This is a genomic window from Ensifer sp. ENS11 (assembly GCF_014851895.1).
GTDB lineage: Bacteria > Pseudomonadota > Alphaproteobacteria > Rhizobiales > Rhizobiaceae > Ensifer > Ensifer canadensis.
This window is the reverse complement of sequence record NZ_JACVAN010000001.1, coordinates 72,838-89,606: the sequence shown is the minus strand read 5'-3', so window position 1 is coordinate 89,606 and position 16,769 is coordinate 72,838. Positions and strand designations below refer to the sequence as shown.

Annotated in this window: 14 protein-coding genes; 9 read left to right on the top strand and 5 right to left on the bottom strand. The window is 62.9% G+C overall.

Annotated features, from left to right (window positions below):
* Nucleotides 1-62 precede the first annotated feature (62 nt).
* The 4 genes from nagA to IB264_RS00400 are packed head-to-tail and all read right to left on the bottom strand — an operon-like array spanning nucleotide 63 to nucleotide 3,916.
* Complete coding sequence (gene nagA, locus IB264_RS00415; protein WP_025425456.1) at nucleotides 63-1,223, bottom strand: N-acetylglucosamine-6-phosphate deacetylase; 1,161 nt, start codon at nucleotides 1,221-1,223, stop codon at nucleotides 63-65.
* Nucleotides 1,220-2,242: an SIS domain-containing protein gene (locus tag IB264_RS00410; protein ID WP_025425455.1), complete on the bottom strand. Its 1,023-nt coding sequence runs from the start codon at nucleotides 2,240-2,242 to the stop codon at nucleotides 1,220-1,222. Before IB264_RS00410 ends, nagA begins: the two co-directional genes overlap by 4 nt.
* 28 nt (nucleotides 2,243-2,270) lie before the next feature.
* On the bottom strand, nucleotides 2,271-3,035 hold the full coding sequence (locus IB264_RS00405) for a GntR family transcriptional regulator (RefSeq protein WP_025425454.1): 765 nt from the start codon (nucleotides 3,033-3,035) through the stop codon (nucleotides 2,271-2,273).
* On the bottom strand, nucleotides 3,032-3,916 hold the full coding sequence (locus tag IB264_RS00400; protein WP_025425453.1) for an N-acetylglucosamine kinase: 885 nt from the start codon (nucleotides 3,914-3,916) through the stop codon (nucleotides 3,032-3,034). Before IB264_RS00400 ends, IB264_RS00405 begins: the two co-directional genes overlap by 4 nt.
* Before the next feature lie 197 nt (nucleotides 3,917-4,113).
* Here IB264_RS00400 and IB264_RS00395 point away from each other — a divergent pair, with 197 nt between their 5' ends.
* The 9 genes from IB264_RS00395 (at nucleotide 4,114) to IB264_RS00355 (ending at nucleotide 15,902) form a co-directional block, all read left to right on the top strand.
* Nucleotides 4,114-5,010, top strand: a complete 897-nt coding sequence (locus IB264_RS00395; RefSeq protein WP_025425452.1) for an N-acetylmuramic acid 6-phosphate etherase — start codon at nucleotides 4,114-4,116, stop codon at nucleotides 5,008-5,010.
* A 56-nt stretch (nucleotides 5,011-5,066) separates the two neighbouring features.
* Nucleotides 5,067-6,326, top strand: coding sequence for an ABC transporter substrate-binding protein (locus IB264_RS00390; protein ID WP_025425451.1), 1,260 nt, complete (start codon nucleotides 5,067-5,069; stop codon nucleotides 6,324-6,326).
* Nucleotides 6,327-6,698: 372 nt separating this feature from the next.
* Nucleotides 6,699-7,649, top strand: a complete 951-nt coding sequence (locus IB264_RS00385; RefSeq protein WP_025425450.1) for a carbohydrate ABC transporter permease — start codon at nucleotides 6,699-6,701, stop codon at nucleotides 7,647-7,649.
* Nucleotides 7,650-7,660: 11 nt separating this feature from the next.
* Complete coding sequence (locus IB264_RS00380; protein ID WP_025425449.1) at nucleotides 7,661-8,500, top strand: carbohydrate ABC transporter permease; 840 nt, start codon at nucleotides 7,661-7,663, stop codon at nucleotides 8,498-8,500.
* Nucleotides 8,497-9,561 carry a Gfo/Idh/MocA family protein gene (locus IB264_RS00375; RefSeq protein WP_025425448.1) on the top strand — a complete coding sequence of 355 codons (1,065 nt, stop codon included), beginning with the start codon at nucleotides 8,497-8,499 and terminating at the stop codon, nucleotides 9,559-9,561. Before IB264_RS00380 ends, IB264_RS00375 begins: the two co-directional genes overlap by 4 nt.
* Nucleotides 9,562-9,574: 13 nt before the next feature.
* On the top strand, nucleotides 9,575-10,576 hold the full coding sequence (locus IB264_RS00370; protein ID WP_025425447.1) for an ABC transporter ATP-binding protein: 1,002 nt from the start codon (nucleotides 9,575-9,577) through the stop codon (nucleotides 10,574-10,576).
* Nucleotides 10,577-10,835: 259 nt separating this feature from the next.
* Nucleotides 10,836-12,053, top strand: coding sequence for an efflux RND transporter periplasmic adaptor subunit (locus tag IB264_RS00365; protein ID WP_025425446.1), 1,218 nt, complete (start codon nucleotides 10,836-10,838; stop codon nucleotides 12,051-12,053).
* Nucleotides 12,054-12,063: 10 nt separating this feature from the next.
* A complete protein-coding gene (locus IB264_RS00360) occupies nucleotides 12,064-15,204 on the top strand; it encodes an efflux RND transporter permease subunit (RefSeq protein WP_025425445.1) in 3,141 nt (1,046 codons plus the stop codon).
* Nucleotides 15,205-15,257: 53 nt separating this feature from the next.
* Nucleotides 15,258-15,902, top strand: a complete 645-nt coding sequence (locus tag IB264_RS00355) for a TetR family transcriptional regulator (RefSeq protein ID WP_025425444.1) — start codon at nucleotides 15,258-15,260, stop codon at nucleotides 15,900-15,902.
* Here the strand turns inward: IB264_RS00355 and purU are convergent.
* Nucleotides 15,895-16,749, bottom strand: coding sequence for a formyltetrahydrofolate deformylase (gene purU, locus IB264_RS00350; protein WP_057219983.1), 855 nt, complete (start codon nucleotides 16,747-16,749; stop codon nucleotides 15,895-15,897). The two genes, IB264_RS00355 and purU, sit on opposite strands and share 8 nt — an antisense overlap.
* Nucleotides 16,750-16,769 lie beyond the last annotated feature (20 nt).

Here is a 16,769-nt window from a genome sequence, read left to right as displayed (position 1 = left end):
GCTAAAGAAAGGCCCGACGATCACTCCGATCGTCGGGCCTCAATTTTTCGATAGATCGGTGATCAGGCTGCGTAGACCTGGTTGCCGCCAATCCAAGTCGATCCCATGGCGAGTTCTGATGTCAGAAGCACGAAATCCGCATCTGCCCCGGGCAGAACACGGCCCTTGTGCGAGGAGATGCCCATGGCGTCGGCGGGATAGGCCGATGCCATGCGAAGGGCTTCCTCGACCGGTAGGCCGAGCTTTTCGTGCACGAAGCGCACCGACGAGAGCATGTCGATATCGGCGCCGGCAAGCGTGCCGTCGGCGAGCGTCAGACGACCGCCGTGGCGCAGGATCTCGCGGCCATTGAGCTCGAAGCTCGTCATGTCCGTTCCAATCGGCGACATCGCGTCGGTCACCAGGAAGATCTGGCCCGGGCCGGTCTTGGCCCGCAGCGCCACACCCATCGAGGCGGGGTCGACATGGTAGCCGTCGGCGATCAGGCCCGCGTGCAGGGTGCCTGTCGCAAGGGCTGCACCGACGACGCCAGGCTCGCGATGACCGAGACCGCTCATGGCGTTGAACAGATGCGTCACCGTCTTCGCCCCTGCCTTGGCATAGGACACGGCGGTCTCATAGCCGACATCCGTATGGCCGAGGCTGACGATGGCGCCGGCGTCGGCAAGGGCTCGAACCTGCTCTTTGGTCGCATTTTCCGGTGCGACCGTGACCATGAGGGTGCCGAGCGCCCTGGCGCAGTCGAGCATCTCCTTGAGGTCGGCGTCATCCATCGGTCGGATCAGCGCTGGATCGTGCGCGCCCTTTCGTGCGACCGAAAGATGCGGACCTTCCAGATGCAGGCCGAGGAAGCCGGGCACGCCGGCCGCCTTGGCCTGAAGGCCGGCGGCGATCGTTGCCGTGCGGACTTCGCGCGTATCGGTGATCAGCGTCGGCAGAAGTGCGGTCGTACCGAACTTCGCATGGGCCGAACAGATCTGGCGGATGCTTTCCAGCGTCGGCTGCGCGTTGAGAAGCGCCCCGCCGCCGCCGTTGACCTGCAGGTCGATGAAGCCGGGCACCAGCAGCAGGCCGTGGGCATCGACGATCGTGGCACCGGCCGGCAGATCGCCGGCTGCCACGATGGCCTTGACACGACCCGCCTCGATCAAGAGAGCGGCGCCGTCATGCCATTCGATACCATCGAACAGGCGGGCGCCGATGATTGCCTTCTTCTCGGTCATCTCGTCTCCGTTACCTTCTTGAGGCTTGCCGGTGCGTCGGGATTGAGACCGCGCGAGCGCGACCAGGCTTCGACGAAGCCATAGAACGGCAGGATCAGGGTCAGCGCGTCGGTGATCGGGTGTCCCGTCTCGACGAACGGCAGGCGCTTGGCCTTGCCGGCGCGGTTCGACGTCACATGGACCACGGCGCCCTTCTCGGCCATGCCGTCGGCGATCTCGGCGACGGACCCTTCGGCCGCATCGCGCGCCGCAAGCGTCAGCACCGGGAACTTGGCGCCGACAAGCGCCACCGGTCCATGCAGCACTTCGGCGGCCGAATAGGCTTCCGCATGCATGCCCGAAGTTTCCTTGAACTTCAGCGCCGCTTCGCTGGCGATCGCCAGCGCCGGGCCACGGCCAAGCACGTAGAGCGATTCGGCCTCGCCGAGATCGGCGGCGAACTCATGCCAATCCAGCTTCACCGCCTTGGCGAACTGGTTCGGCAGATCGGCCACGGCGCGCTGCAACGCCGCGTCGCCGGTCCATTCGCCGAGAACGGCAAGGCCGGCGACGATGGAGTTGACATAGGACTTGGTTGCAGCAACGGCGATTTCCGGGCCGGCGAGAATGTCGAGCGGATGGGTGCATGCCTTCGAGATCGGTGACGGCAGGGTGTTGGTAAGTGCGATTGATACGGCGCCGGCATCGGTTGCGGCCTGGGCCATCGCGACGATATCCGGGCTCTTGCCCGATTGCGAAATCGCAATTGCCGCCGCGCCACCGAGCTTCAGCTTGGCGCCATAGATCGACGCGAGCGACGGCCCGAGCGAAGCGACCGGTCGACCGGCCTGCAGCTCGATCGCATATTTCAGGAACAGGGCGGCATGGTCCGAAGAACCGCGCGCGATCGTCACCAGGAAAGCCGGGTCCTTGGCGCGCAGCGCTGCGCCGGCCTGCTTCAGGGCCTCGGAAGAATGCTCGAGCAGTCGGGCCGCCGCTTCGGGGATCTCGTCGATTTCTCGGCGCATGTTGGTCTGCATGGTCAATTCCTTTCTTGCGGAGCGACGGTCAGGATTCCGACAGGGTCAGTTCCGCGACAAAATCATAGGCGTCGCCCCGATAGAGCGAGCGGGTGAATTCGACGACGCGTCCCGATGCGAGATAGGAGACGCGTTCGATGGAAAGGCCGGCAGAGCCGACGGCGACGCCGAGCATGGAGGCGTCCGGATCCTTGATGTTGCAGGCGGAGATGCGCTGCACGGCGCGCACCGGCCGGGAACGGGTCTTGTCGAGCGCGGTATAGAGCGACGAGGTGACAGCCTGCGGATCCGGCAGGAATTCGGCCGAGATGCTGGCGCGCTCGATCGCGAGCGGCATGTCGTCAGCGATGCGCAGACGCCCGAGCCTGGCCACCAACGCGTCGGCCGGCAGGCCGAGCGCCATCATCTCATCCGGCGACGGATGATACAGGCCTCGCTCCAGCCAGCGGGCATGAGTGTTGAGACCACGGCGCGCCATGTCCTCGGTAAACGAGGTCAGCCGCGACAGCGATTGCTGCACCTTGGAGACCGGCTTGACGACAAAAGTGCCGGAGCCGTGGCGCCGCACCAGCAAGCCGTCGCGCACGAGATCGTCGACGGCCTTGCGCACGGTCACGCGGCTGATATTGGCGTAATCGGCCAAATCGCGCTCCGGCGGCAGGGCGTCGCCATGATTGAGCTTGCCCGACTGGATCGCGTCTTCCAGCGATTGCCGCAGTTTCAGATAGAGCGGACCGGATCCACCGGCCTGCAGGCCTTCGAGCGGCAGAATGGCAGCGAGATGATCGGTCATGCGCCGACCTCCGAGCGGGAGCCGAAGCGCTGTGCGGCGAGTGCGACGGCGCCGGTGAGCGCGTCGGCCTCGGCTTCGACAAAAAACGGCTGGTGGCGCTCGGCAAGCCAGGGACGATAGAGCGGCGCGAGGCCACCGAGCAGGCAGAGCTTGCGCCCGCCCCGGGCGACCACGACGTCTAGCGCCTCGTCGACCGTGATCGCCGCAGTCTTGAGCAGACGCACGGCGACGGGATCGCCCGCCTGCGCCGCTTCGAAGACACGCGGGGCATAGCGGCCGAACTCACCCGGCTTTGCCAGGCGCGCGAAATCGACGACAGCACTCGGATCGTTCCTGAACTCGGCCATGACGGAATCGGTTATCGGCGACGCCTCATGGATGCCATCGAAGGCAAGCAGGCTTTCCTGCAAAAGCGCATGGCCGATGCGTGCGCCACTGCCATGATCGCCGATCGTGAAGCCCCAGCCGCCGACATAGCTGACGATGTCGGCCTGCCGCAGGATATAGATGCTGCCGGTGCCGAGAATGGCGACGGCGCCGTCCTCGTCGCCGAGCGCGCCCTGCAGGGCAATCAGACCATCCGATTCGATATCGGCTGCGGCAAACGGCAGGCGTCGCTTCACATAATGCACGGCATCGCCGACATTGTGCCCGGCGACGCCGACAATTGCGCGCGCCTCGGCGATACCAGAGGGATCAAGACCGGCTTCTTCAAATGCCGCCCGCGCAGCGTCGCCAATATGGGCGAGCGCCGTTTCAGGATCCGTCAGAATGTTGGCTGCACCAGCCTTGCCGCGGCCGAGAATACGTCCATCCCCCGCAGCCACAGCCGCCCGGCAGCTTGTTCCGCCGCCATCGATTCCTATTAGGTAGTTTGGCATGAGCACCTCCGCCCATAGAGGATACCAAAAAAATACCAATAACCAAGTCCGAATTGGTCTCGATATCCAATTTTGAAATAATGCATTGAATAACAACGGATAATTTCAGAGATTGGTTTTTTTTGACGCCCAAATGTAATTTCTCCTAGACAATTGGTATTTTTTTGGCATTAATTCACCCAGAGGAGACACAACCTATGCCTTCAGTGAAGACCGAAGAGCGTCACGACAACGCCAAAGGCCTGGATGTCATGCATCCGGCGCTGGCGCTTCGGCTGCTCGCATCCGGACAACAGGCGGCAGCAAAGGTCGTGGACGCCGCGATTGAGCAGATTTCCGCTGCTGCGTCCCTGGCTGCAGAAACGCTCGCCTCCGGCAAGCGTCTCGCCTATGCCGGCGCCGGCAGCTCAGGCCTGATGGCCATGGCCGATGCGCTGGAACTTCCCGGCACCTACGGCATCCCCCAGGACCAGATCGTCATTCTGCTTGCAGGCGGCGCCGCCAGTCTCAATGACCTCGCCGGCGGCTACGAAGACGACATGGATCTGGCGCGCGAAGACGTCCGCAAGGCCGGCATCACCGCGGGCGACTGTCTGGTTTCAGTGTCGGCCAGCGGCTCGACACCCTATGCGCTGGCCGCAGCCGACGAAGCGCGCAAGCTCGGCGCAAAAGTCATCGCCGTTGCCAACAATCCGGGCGCAGCTCTTTTCAACGACGCGGATGTCGCCATTCTGCTGCAGACGCCGCCGGAAGTCGTTTCCGGCTCGACGCGCATGGGTGCCGGCACGGCACAGAAGATCGCCTTCAACATGTTCTCGACGCTGGTCGGCATCCATCTCGGCCACGTGCTCGACGGCCACATGGTCAATCTGCGCGCCGACAACATCAAGCTGCACGGCCGCGCCGTTCGCATCGTCACCGACATTACCGGTGTTGGCGCATCCGAGGCCGGCCGGCTGATCAATGCCGCATCCGGCTCGGTCAAGATCGCCATCCTGCTGGCATCGGGCGCGAAGGACGTGGCGGCAGCCGAAGCGGCGCTCAACCAGACCAAGCAGAACCTGCGCCGGGCGATCGATATCGTTTCGGCCTGAGATAAACCTGGGATTCAAACCGCGCCAAAACGGCGCATATAAGAGGGAGAAGCTAAATGACCCGTACGACACTCAAGGGCCTGCTGCTTGCGTCGAGCATTCTCGGCTCGGCCGGCCTGGCCCACGCGGAGGACGTCACGCTGACGATCGAAAGCTGGCGCAACGACGACCTGGCGATCTGGCAGGAAAAGCTGATCCCGGCTTTCGAAGCCAAGAACCCCGGCATCAAGGTCAAGTTCGCCCCGATGGCGCCGACCGAGTACAACGCGGCGCTGAACGCCAAACTCGACGCCGGCTCCGCGGGCGACCTCATCACCTGCCGTCCGTTCGATGTCTCGCTCGAACTCTACAACAAGAAGCACCTTGCCGACCTGACGGCGCTGCCGGGTATGGAAAATTTCTCCCCGGTCGCCAAGTCCGCCTGGACGACAGACGATGGCTCGGCCACCTTCTGCGTGCCGATGGCTTCGGTCATCCACGGCTTCATCTACAACAAGGACGCCTTCGACCAGCTCGGCATCCAGATCCCGACGACGGAAGCCGAATTCTTCGCAGCTCTCGACAAGATCAAGGCCGACGGCAACTACATCCCGATGGCGATGGGCACCAAGGATCTCTGGGAAGCCGCGACCATGGGCTACCAGAACATCGGCCCGACCTACTGGAAGGGTGAAGAAGGCCGCGCTGCGCTGATCAAGGGCGAGCAGAAGCTGACCGATGAACCGTGGGTCGAGCCCTATCGCGTTCTCGCCAAGTGGAAGGACTATCTCGGCGACGGCTTCGAGGCCCAGACCTATCCGGACAGCCAGAACCTGTTCACGCTCGGCCGCGCCGCGATCTATCCGGCCGGCTCGTGGGAAATCGGCCTGTTCAACACCCAGGCCCAGTTCAAGATGGGCGCCTTCCCGCCTCCGGTTAAGAACGCCGGCGACGCTTGCTACATCTCCGACCACAACGACATCGGCGTCGGTCTGAACGCCAAGAGTGCGCACGCCGAGCAAGCCAAGACCTTCCTTACCTGGGTCGCTTCGCCGGAATTCGCCGAGATTTACGCCAATTCGCTGCCGGGCTTCTTCAGCCTCAATTCGACCCCGGTGAAGATGACCGATCCGCTCGCTCAGGAATTCGTTTCCTGGCGCGAAAAGTGCAAGCCGACGATCCGCTCGACCTACCAGATCCTGGCGCGCGGTACGCCGAGCCTCGAGAACGAAACCTGGGTTGAATCGGCCAACGTCATCAACGGCACGGATACGCCTGAGGTTGCGGCCGAAAAGCTGCAGAAGGGTCTCGACGGCTGGTACAAGCCGGCGAAGTAAGCGCAACTGGTTCCCTCCCCTTCGGGGGAGGGTCGGCCCTACAGCGCCGCGCGTCTTGTCGGACGCACAAAGGTCGCTGTAGCACTTTGAATTGCTGAATGTTTTTGTCCTCAAATCGGATAGGATTGAGGAAACATGCAGCAAGGGCCGGGCGGGAGGACATTGCCCAAGGAGGCACTCCCCCAGCCGCAGCGTCCTCGACCTCCCCTTGATGGGGAGGTCCCCGACGCAGTCGTTTGCAAAAGAACGCGATAGCCTTAACCTTCGTCATGAGCCCGGATCGGGGCAGGCGTTATGCGGCAAGACCGGCCGTGTGGCGTCGACGTGCATCATGACGCCCTGGGGAACCGGTCGAACAAGCGGGTACGATCAATGAGCAACGTCACTTCACTGCAAGAGGGACAGCCGACCGTGAGACGGCCGAAACGCTGGCACATCCTCATCTTTCTGCTGCCGGCCCTTCTGGTCTACACGGCGGTGATGATCCTGCCGTTGATCGAGACGCTGCGTCTCTCGCTATACAACACGGTCGACGGCCAGCCGACCTTCGTTGGTCTCGCAAACTTCCAGGTCCTGTTCGGCGAGGAGCGCTGGGCGCACGACTTCTGGAACGCGCTGAAGAACAACGTCATCTTCTTCATCATTCACATGTGCGTGCAGAATCCGATCGGCGTTGCGCTGGCGGCCATGCTGTCCATTCCGAAGCTGCGTTTCGTCACGTTCTACCGCACGGCGATCTTCCTGCCGACGCTGCTTTCCTTCGTTATCGTCGGCTTCATCTGGAAGCTGATCCTGTCGCCGATCTGGGGTGTCGCGCCCTGGATGCTCGATCTCGTCGGCCTCAAGTCGATGTTTGCGCCCTGGCTCGGCAGGCCAGGCTCGGCCCTGATCGCCGTGTCGTTGATCTCGGTCTGGCAATATGTCGGCATCCCGATGATGCTGATCTACGCCGCCCTGCTCAACATTCCCGATGAAGTGATCGAAGCCGCCGAATGCGACGGCGTCACCGGCTGGAGCCAGTTCTGGAAGATCAAGCTGCCGCTGATCCTGCCCGCGATCGGCATCATCTCGATCCTGACCTTCGTCGGCAACTTCAACGCCTTCGACCTGGTCTACACCGTGCAGGGCGCGCTTGCCGGTCCTGATGGCTCGACCGACATTCTCGGCACGCTGCTCTACCGCACCTTCTTCGGCTTCCAGCTGCAGCTGGGCGACCGCTCGATGGGCGCGACGATCGCAACGGTGATGTTCCTGATCATCCTCGCCGGCGTCTCGCTCTACCTCTTCGTCATCCAGCGCCGCATGCGCCGCTATCAGTTCTAAGGGAGGCCGAGATGTCGCAAGCACGCCACTCCATTTTCCGCACCGGCTTCGTCCACATCGCGCTGATCGCCTATACGCTCATCTCGCTGTTTCCGGTGTTCCTGACGATCATCAACTCGTTCAAGGATCGCAACGCGATCTTCCGGGCGCCGTTGACGGTCCCGACGCCCGAGACCTTCAGCCTGATCGGCTACCAGACGGTGCTCGGCCAGGGCGATTTCGCGACCTACTTCCAGAACAGCTTCATCGTCACGGTCGTCGCGATCGCGCTGGTGCTGTTGTTCGGCGCCATGGCCGCGTTCGCGCTGTCGGAATACCGCTTCCGCGGCAATACGCTGATGGGGCTCTATCTCGCGATCGGCATCATGATCCCGATCCGGCTCGGCACCGTCGCCATCCTTCAGGGCATGGTCGCTGCCAACCTCGTCAACACGCTGACGGCGCTGATCCTCGTCTATACCGCACAGGGGCTACCGCTCGCGGTGTTCATCCTGTCGGAGTTCATGCGCACGGTTTCGGATGACCTGAAGAATGCCGGCCGCATCGACGGGCTGTCGGAATACTCGATCTTCTTCCGCCTCGTGCTGCCGCTGATCCGGCCGGCGATGGCAACGGTTGCCGTGTTCACGATGATCCCGATCTGGAACGATCTGTGGTTCCCATTGATCCTGGCGCCGGCAGAAGCAACCAAGACGGTCACGCTCGGCTCGCAGATCTTCATCGGCCAGTTCGTCACCAACTGGAACGCCGTGCTTGCGGCCCTGTCGCTCGCCATCCTTCCGGTTCTCGTCCTCTATGTCATTTTCTCGCGGCAGCTGATCCGCGGCATCACCGCAGGAGCAGTCAAGTGAGTTCAAACAGCAAACCGGTCCGGGTCCTCGTCGCGGGTCTCGGCAATATGGGCCGCAGCCATTCGCTGGCCTATCACAACAATCCCGGCTTCGAGATCGTCGGGCTGGTCAACCGCTCCAAGGTGGAGCTTCCGGAGGAACTGCGCGGCTACGAGATCCATCCTGACTTCAAGACGGCGCTTGAGGAACTGAAACCCGAACTCTGCTCGGTCTGTACCTATTCCGACAGCCATGCCGACTATGCGGTTGCCGCCTTCGAAGCCGGCTGCGACGTGTTCGTGGAGAAGCCGCTGGCAACGACGGTCGCAGACGCCGAACGGGTCGTTGCTGCCGCCAGGAAGCATGGCCGCAAGCTGATCATCGGCTACATCCTGCGCCACCACCCCTCGTGGATCCGGCTGATCGCCGAAGCCCGCAAACTCGGCGGTCCTTACGTCTTCCGCATGAACTTGAACCAGCAGTCGAGCGGTCCGACCTGGGAGACCCACAAGTCGCTGATGCAGACGACCCCGCCGATCGTCGACTGCGGCGTGCATTATGTCGACGTCATGTGCCAGATCACCGACGCCAAGCCGGTGGAGGTGCGCGGCATGGGCCTGCGTCTTTCCGACGAAATCGCTTCGGACATGTACAATTACGGCCACCTGCAGGTGATCTTCGAAGACGGGTCGGCCGGCTGGTACGAGGCCGGCTGGGGTCCGATGATTTCGGAGACCGCCTTCTTCGTGAAGGACGTCATGTCGCCAAAGGGCTCCGTGTCGATCGTCATGGATCCGAATGCCAAGTCGGACGATATCGACACACACACCAAGACCTCGGTCATTCGCGTGCACAATGCGGAAACTGGTCCCAACGGTCGCTTTCTCAAGCCGGACGAGGACCTGACAATGGACGGAGAGCCCGGCCATCAGGAACTCTGCGATCGTGAGCAGGCCTATGTGCTGAAGGCCATTCGCGAAGATATCAATCTCGACCGCCACATGAACGACGCCGTCCAGTCGCTGCGCATCTGCCTTGCGGCTGATGAAAGCGTCCGCACCGGTCAGCCGGTCAAACTTTAAGAGGGGCAATTAGGTGGGATCACTTCAACTCAAATCCATCCGCAAGGCCTACGGAAACCATGAGGTTCTCAAGGGCATCGACCTGGAAGTGAAGGACGGCGAGTTCGTCATCTTCGTGGGTCCTTCCGGCTGCGGCAAGTCGACATTGCTGCGCACCATTGCCGGCCTTGAGGACGCGACCTCCGGCAGCGTCCAGATCGACGGCGTCGAAGTCGGACACGTGGCCCCCGCCAAGCGCGGCATCGCCATGGTATTCCAGTCCTATGCGCTCTATCCGCACCTGACGGTGAAGGACAATATGGGCCTGGGCCTGAAGCAGGCCGGCAAGCCGAAAGCTGAAATCGAGGACAAGGTCGGCAAGGCCGCCAGCATGCTGTCGCTCGACCCCTATCTCGCCCGGCGCCCGGCGGAACTTTCCGGCGGCCAGCGCCAGCGTGTCGCCATCGGCCGCGCCATCGTGCGCGAACCGAAGCTGTTCCTGTTCGACGAGCCCTTGTCGAACCTCGATGCGGCCTTGCGCGTCAACACCCGGCTCGAGATCGCCCGGCTGCATCGCAGCCTGAAGGCCACGATGATCTACGTGACCCATGATCAGGTCGAAGCGATGACGCTGGCCGACAAGATCGTGGTGCTGAACGCCGGCCAGATCGAGCAGATCGGCTCGCCGATGGATCTCTACAACCGGCCGGCCAATGTCTTCGTCGGTGGCTTCATCGGCTCGCCGCAGATGAACTTCGTCGACGGCGCCCGCCTCGGCGATCCCGGCGCCAAGACGATCGGCATCCGGCCGGAACATATCGGTCTGTCGCGCGAGAGTGGCGACTGGAAGGGCAAGGTCATCCACGTCGAGCATCTGGGCGCCGACACGATTGTCTATATCGAGTCCGACCAGGTCGGTCTGATCACCGTTCGGCTGTTTGGCGAACACCGCTACGCGCCTGATGACATTGTCTTTGCGACGCCGATGGTCGGCAGCATGCACCGCTTCGGTGCCGACGACCGCGTCCTCGCCTGAGACGATAATCCGGCGACAAACCCGGATCACACCTTAGTGATATCAAGCCGCCGTGGTGCCGAAAGCACTGCGGCGGCTGATTTTTTTGATCGATTCAACGCGCTGCATCACGGTGTTGCACTGCGGCGCAAATTAACATACATTTGTGTTTGTATATTAGCGTTCCGGTATTTTCCCATCCCGATACTGGTAATTGCTTCCCTTCACTTCCGGACCGCGCAGCCCTGCGATACGCACTGGCTGCGCACGGTCACCGAATATGGACATCGCTATGCGCATGAACCGACCGACACTGGCCGCCGCCTTGGCAACCGTGATTCTCCTTTCCGGCTGCCAGAAAGACGAAGAACAGGCCGCTCCCGCCTTCCCGCCATCGGCCGTCGCTGTCTTCACGACCGCATCCGAGACGCTGCCGATCACCAATGAACTGCCGGGCCGCATCACCGCGACGCGCGTCGCCGAAGTTCGTCCGCGCGTTTCCGGCATCGTCGTCGAACGCGTCTTCCAGCAGGGCTCGAAGGTCAAGGAAGGTGACGTGCTCTACCGCATCGACCCTGCTCCCTTCCAGGTCCAGGTCGAAAAGGCCGAAGCGACCCTGCGCCGCGCCCAGGCCGTGCATCTCCAGGCCGAACAGAAGGCTGCCCGACAGGAAGCTCTGAAGAAGGCAAACGTCGTCGCCGCCCAGCAGTTCGACGATGCAAACGGCCTGCTGGCTGCAGCAAACGCCGACGTCGCCATCGCCCAGGCGGGCTTGGCCGCTGCCAAGCTCGACCTGCAATACGCCAACGTGACCGCCCCGATCAGCGGCCAGATCGGACGCGCTCTCATCACCGAGGGTGCGCTCGTCAGCGCCAACAGCTCGGAAAACCTCGCCACGATCCAGCAACTCGATCCGCTCTATGCCGACTTTACCCAGTCGGCGACCGATCTCATCCGCCTGCGCAAGGCGCTTGAAGCCGGCCAGATGATGAGCGGTGACCAGGAGGCCGAGGTTCAACTGATCCTCGACGACGGCACGCCTTATGAACACAAGGGCAAGCTCCTGTTCTCGGAAGCGGCCGTTGACGCGACGACCGGCCAGGTAACGCTGCGCGGCGAGTTCCCCAATCCCGACGGCGACCTATTGCCGGGCATGTATGTCCGCGTGCTGGTCCAGCAGGGTGTCGAGAAGGACGCGATCACCGTGCCGCAGCAGGCTGTCCAGCGCAACAATGCCGGCCAGTCGCAGGTCTATGTCGTGGCCGCCGACAAGAAGGTCGAGTTCCGCAACGTCACACTTGGACGCACGGTCGGAACCCGCTGGCAGGTGGCCTCGGGGCTGAAGCCCGGCGAAAAGGTCATCGTCGAAGGCTTCCAGAAGATCGGCCCCGGCGCGCCGGTGGAGCCGACCGACTGGGATCCGAATGCAAAGCCGGCGGCCGAAGCAGCCCAGACGACCGCGGCGACCGACGCAAAGCCCGCTGAAGCCACAGAGTGAGTGCTGATTAATGCCTAGTTTTTTCATCGACAGGCCTATTTTTGCCTGGGTGGTGGCGATCTTCATCATGCTCGCCGGCATCATCGCGATACCGCTGTTGCCGGTATCGCAATATCCTGATGTTGCGCCGCCGCAGATCTCCATCAACACGAGCTACCCCGGCGCTTCGTCGCAGGACACCTATCAGAGCGTCACCCGGCTGATCGAAAACGAGCTGAACGGCGTCGAAGGCCTGCTCTATTTCGAATCGACCTCCAGCGCTGCCGGCTCGGTCGACATCAGCGCCACCTTTGCACCCGGTACAGATCCGGGACAGGCGGCCGTCGACATTCAGAACCGCGTTCGCCGCGTCGAACCGCGCCTGCCCGATTCGGTCAAGCGCCAGGGCGTACAGGTCGACGAAGCCGGTTCCGGCTTCCTGATGATCGTCGCGCTCACCTCGACCGACGGCTCTATGGACGCCATCGGTCTCGGCGACTATCTCAGCCGCAACGTGCTGAACGAAGTCCAGCGCGTGCCCGGCGTCGGCCGTGCGCAGCTGTTTGCGACCGAACGCTCGATGCGCATCTGGCTCGATCCGGACAAGATGCTCGGCCTCAACCTGACCGCCGGCGACGTGACGAATGCCATCCAGGCCCAGAACGCCCAGATCGCATCCGGCTCGATCGGCGCACAGCCGAACCCGATCACGCAGCAGATCAGTGCTCCTGTTGTCGTCAAGGGTCAGCTGTCGAGCGCCGAGGAATTCGGAGCGATCGTGCTTCGCGCCAATCCGGACGGCTCCTCCGTTCGTCTGCGCGACGTTGCCCGCGTCGAGATCGGCGGCGAAAGCTACGCGTTTTCGACCCGCCTGAACGGCAAGCCGTCCGCGGCTATCGCCATACAGCTGTCGCCAAGCGGCAACGCGATGTCGACCTCGACGGCGATCAAGGAGCGCATGGACGAACTGTCGAAGTTCTTCCCGGAGGGCCTGGAATATTCGGTTCCCTACGACACCTCGCCGTTCGTTGCCGTTTCCATCGAGAAGGTGCTTTCGACGCTGGTCGAAGCGGTCGCGCTCGTCTTCATCGTGATGTTCCTGTTCCTGCAGAACATCCGCTACACCATCATCCCGACACTCGTCGTGCCGGTCGCTCTTCTGGGCACCTGCGCGGTGATGCTGGCGATGGGCTTCTCGATCAACGTTCTGACCATGTTCGGCATGGTGCTGGCGATCGGCATCCTGGTCGACGATGCGATCATCGTCGTCGAGAACGTCGAACGCATCATGTCCGAAGAGGGGCTGACACCGAAGGACGCCACCCGCAAGGCAATGAAGCAGATCACCGGCGCCGTCATCGGCATCACGCTGGTGCTGGCTTCGGTGTTCATTCCGATGGCCTTCTTCCCGGGCGCCGTCGGCGTGATCTATCGCCAGTTCTCGCTGACCATGGTCGTGTCGATCCTGTTCTCGGCACTGCTCGCGCTGTCGCTGACGCCGGCGCTGTGCGCCAGCTTCCTGAAGCAGGTTCCGAAGGGCCACCACCACGCCAAGCGCGGCTTCTTCGGCTGGTTCAACCGCAGCTTCGACAAGACCTCGCACGGCTATAGCGGCATCGTGAAGCGCCTGGTCCACCGCACCGGTCGCTACATGATCGTCTACATCGCCGTCTTGGCCGGCCTCGGCTGGCTGTTCATGAAGCTGCCGTCGTCGTTCCTTCCGGACGAAGACCAGGGCTTCGTGATCGTCATGATGCAGCTCCCCTCCGAAGCGACGGGCAACCGTACGACCGAGGTGGTGGAACAGGCGGAGAAGATCTTCGGCCAGGAGCCGGCTGTCGAACGCATCATCGCGATCAACGGCTTCTCCTTCTTCGGCACCGGACAGAACGCAGCGCTCGCCTTCGTGACGCTGAAGGACTGGAAGGAACGCGACGCCGACAACGCCGCTCAATCGATCGCCATGCGGGCCACCATGGCCATGAGCCAGATCAAGGATGCGATCAGCTTCGCGCTGTCGCCGCCGGCGATCCAGGGCCTCGGCACCACCGGGGGCTTCTCCTTCCGCCTGCAGGATCGTGGCGGTCTCGGCGAAGCGGCTTTGTCCCAGGCACGCGACCAGCTTCTCGGCCTTGCGGCTCAGAGCAAGATCGTGACCGGGGTTCGCTTCGAAGGCATGCCCGATGCGGCTCAGGTCAGCGTGGCCATCGACCGCGAAAAGGCCAATACCTTCGGCGTGACCTTTGCGGACATCAACTCGACGATCTCGACCAACCTTGGCTCGTCTTATGTCAACGACTTCCCGAATGCCGGCCGCATGCAGCGCGTGACGGTGCAGGCGGACGAGGGTCAGCGCATGCAGACGGCGGATCTGTTGAACCTCAACGTCCGCAACGCCAATGGCGGCATGGTCCCGCTCTCCGCCTTCGCGACGGTGGAGTGGGTCAAGGCCTCGACCCAGACGATCGGCTACAACGGCTACCCGTCGGTACGCATCAGCGGCGAAGCGGCTCCGGGTTACTCCTCCGGTGACGCGATCAACGAAATGCAGCGGCTTGCGGGCGAACTGTCGGCAGGCTTCGGTTACGAATGGACCGGCCAGTCCCTGCAGGAAATCCAGTCGGGTACCCAGGCGCCTCTCTTGATCGCGCTGTCGTGCCTGCTCGTCTTCCTGTGCCTGGCTGCGCTCTATGAGAGCTGGTCGATCCCGGTGGCGGTCATCATGGTGGTTCCGCTCGGCGTCATCGGTTCGGTGCTTGCCGTGACCATGCGCGAGATGCCGAACGACGTGTACTTCAAGGTCGGCCTGATCGCGATCATCGGCCTGTCGGCGAAGAACGCCATCCTGATCATCGAGTTCGCCAAGGAACTGCGTGAACAGGGCAAATCGCTGATCGATGCGACGCTGGAGGCAGCACACTTACGCTTCCGCCCGATCCTGATGACGTCGCTCGCCTTCACGCTCGGCGTTCTGCCGCTGGCGATTGCCACCGGCGCAAGCTCTGGCAGCCAGCGCGCCATCGGTACCGGCGTGATGGGTGGTATGATCTCGGCAACGGTGCTGGCGATCTTCTTCGTTCCGGTGTTCTTCGTGTTCGTCACGAAGCTGTTCGGACGCAAGAAGGTAGAAGCCACACCGGCTGCAGCCGAGACCCCAACACCCGCCGAATAACACTGCTATCGACGGCCCGCCCTCTCGGCGGGCCGTTCTGCAAGGAGGAATGAATGCGCAGAACGAAAGCCGATGCGGAGGCAACCCGGCAGAAGATCCTGAGCGCCGCTGAACGTGTGTTCTACGAAAAGGGTGTTTCAAACACCACGCTTGAGGAAGTGGCCAAGGAAGCGGGCGTGACCCGCGGCGCCATCTACTGGCACTTCGCCAACAAGACCGATCTTTTCCTGGCCCTGCACGATGCCGTGCCGCTGCCCCAGGAAGACATGATCGCCCAGGAAATCGAGGCCGAGGCCGCCGATACGCTGGCAATCGTCGAGGACGCCATGGGCGCCTGGATCGATATCCTGGCCGCCGACGAGCAGCGCCAGCGCATTCTCACCATCATGCTGCGCACCAACTACGACGGCGACATGAGCGAGGTCCTGACCCGCCACAAGGAACTCGACGAACATCATAATGCCCTGCTCGAACTGGCCTTTTCCCGCGCCCTTGCCAAGGGCTACATGCAGGACAGCTGGACGCCCACGTCGGCGACCCGCACGCTTCACTGGATGATGCTTGGGCTTTGCACCCAGTGGCTGCTCTTTGGTCGCCCGTTCGACATCGTCGCCGAAGGGCGTGACGGGCTGAGGCGGCTGTTTTCGAGCTTCCGCACGCCCTCCGCCGCCCGTTCTGCACTATCCACCGTCAGCTGAAGACGACGGTCTTATGGCCGTTGAGCATCACCCGCCGTTCCAGGTGCAGCTTGACGGCACGGGCCAGCACGCGGCTTTCGATGTCACGGCCGCTGGCGACGAAGTCCTCCGCCGTCAGCGCGTGGCTGACACGTTCGGTTTCCTGCTCGATGATCGGCCCCTCGTCGAGATCCGGGGTGACGTAGTGGGCCGTGGCGCCAATCAGCTTGACGCCGCGTTCGTGGGCCTGGTGGTAGGGCCTGGCCCCCTTGAACGACGGCAGGAACGAGTGATGGATGTTGATCGCCTTGCCGTAGAGGCGCTTTGACAGATTGTCCGAAAACACCTGCATGTACCGCGCCAGGATCACCAGATCGGCGCCGGTCTCCTGCGTCAGGCGCAACAGCTTTTCCTCCTGCTCTTCCCTGTTGGTCTTCGATACCGTCCAATGATGAAACGGGATCGCCTCGAGTTCCGCCGTGCGCCGGCTGTCCTCGTGATTGGAAACGATGGCGGCGACCTCGGCGTTCAGCCAGCCGACGCGGATCTGGTAGAGCAGACGCAGGAGCGCATGGTCGAACTTCGACACCAGGATGACGATCTTCGGCTTGCGTGCGGCTTCCGTCAGCGCGGTGCGCATCTGGAACCGGTCGACCGCCGGCCGCAACGCCCGCTCGACGTCGTCCCGCGTCATGCCATCGGGCGCCTGGAAGGCGATGCGCATGAAGAAGCTGTTGGTGTGCCGATCCCAGAACTGGCTGCTCTCGGCGATATTCGCGCCAAGGCCGGCCAGCTCCGTCGTCACTGCGGCAACGATGCCCGGCTTGTCGTCACAGGACAGCACAAGGATGAATGTGTTGGTGGCCATGGTCTCCTCCGATCGGCGGC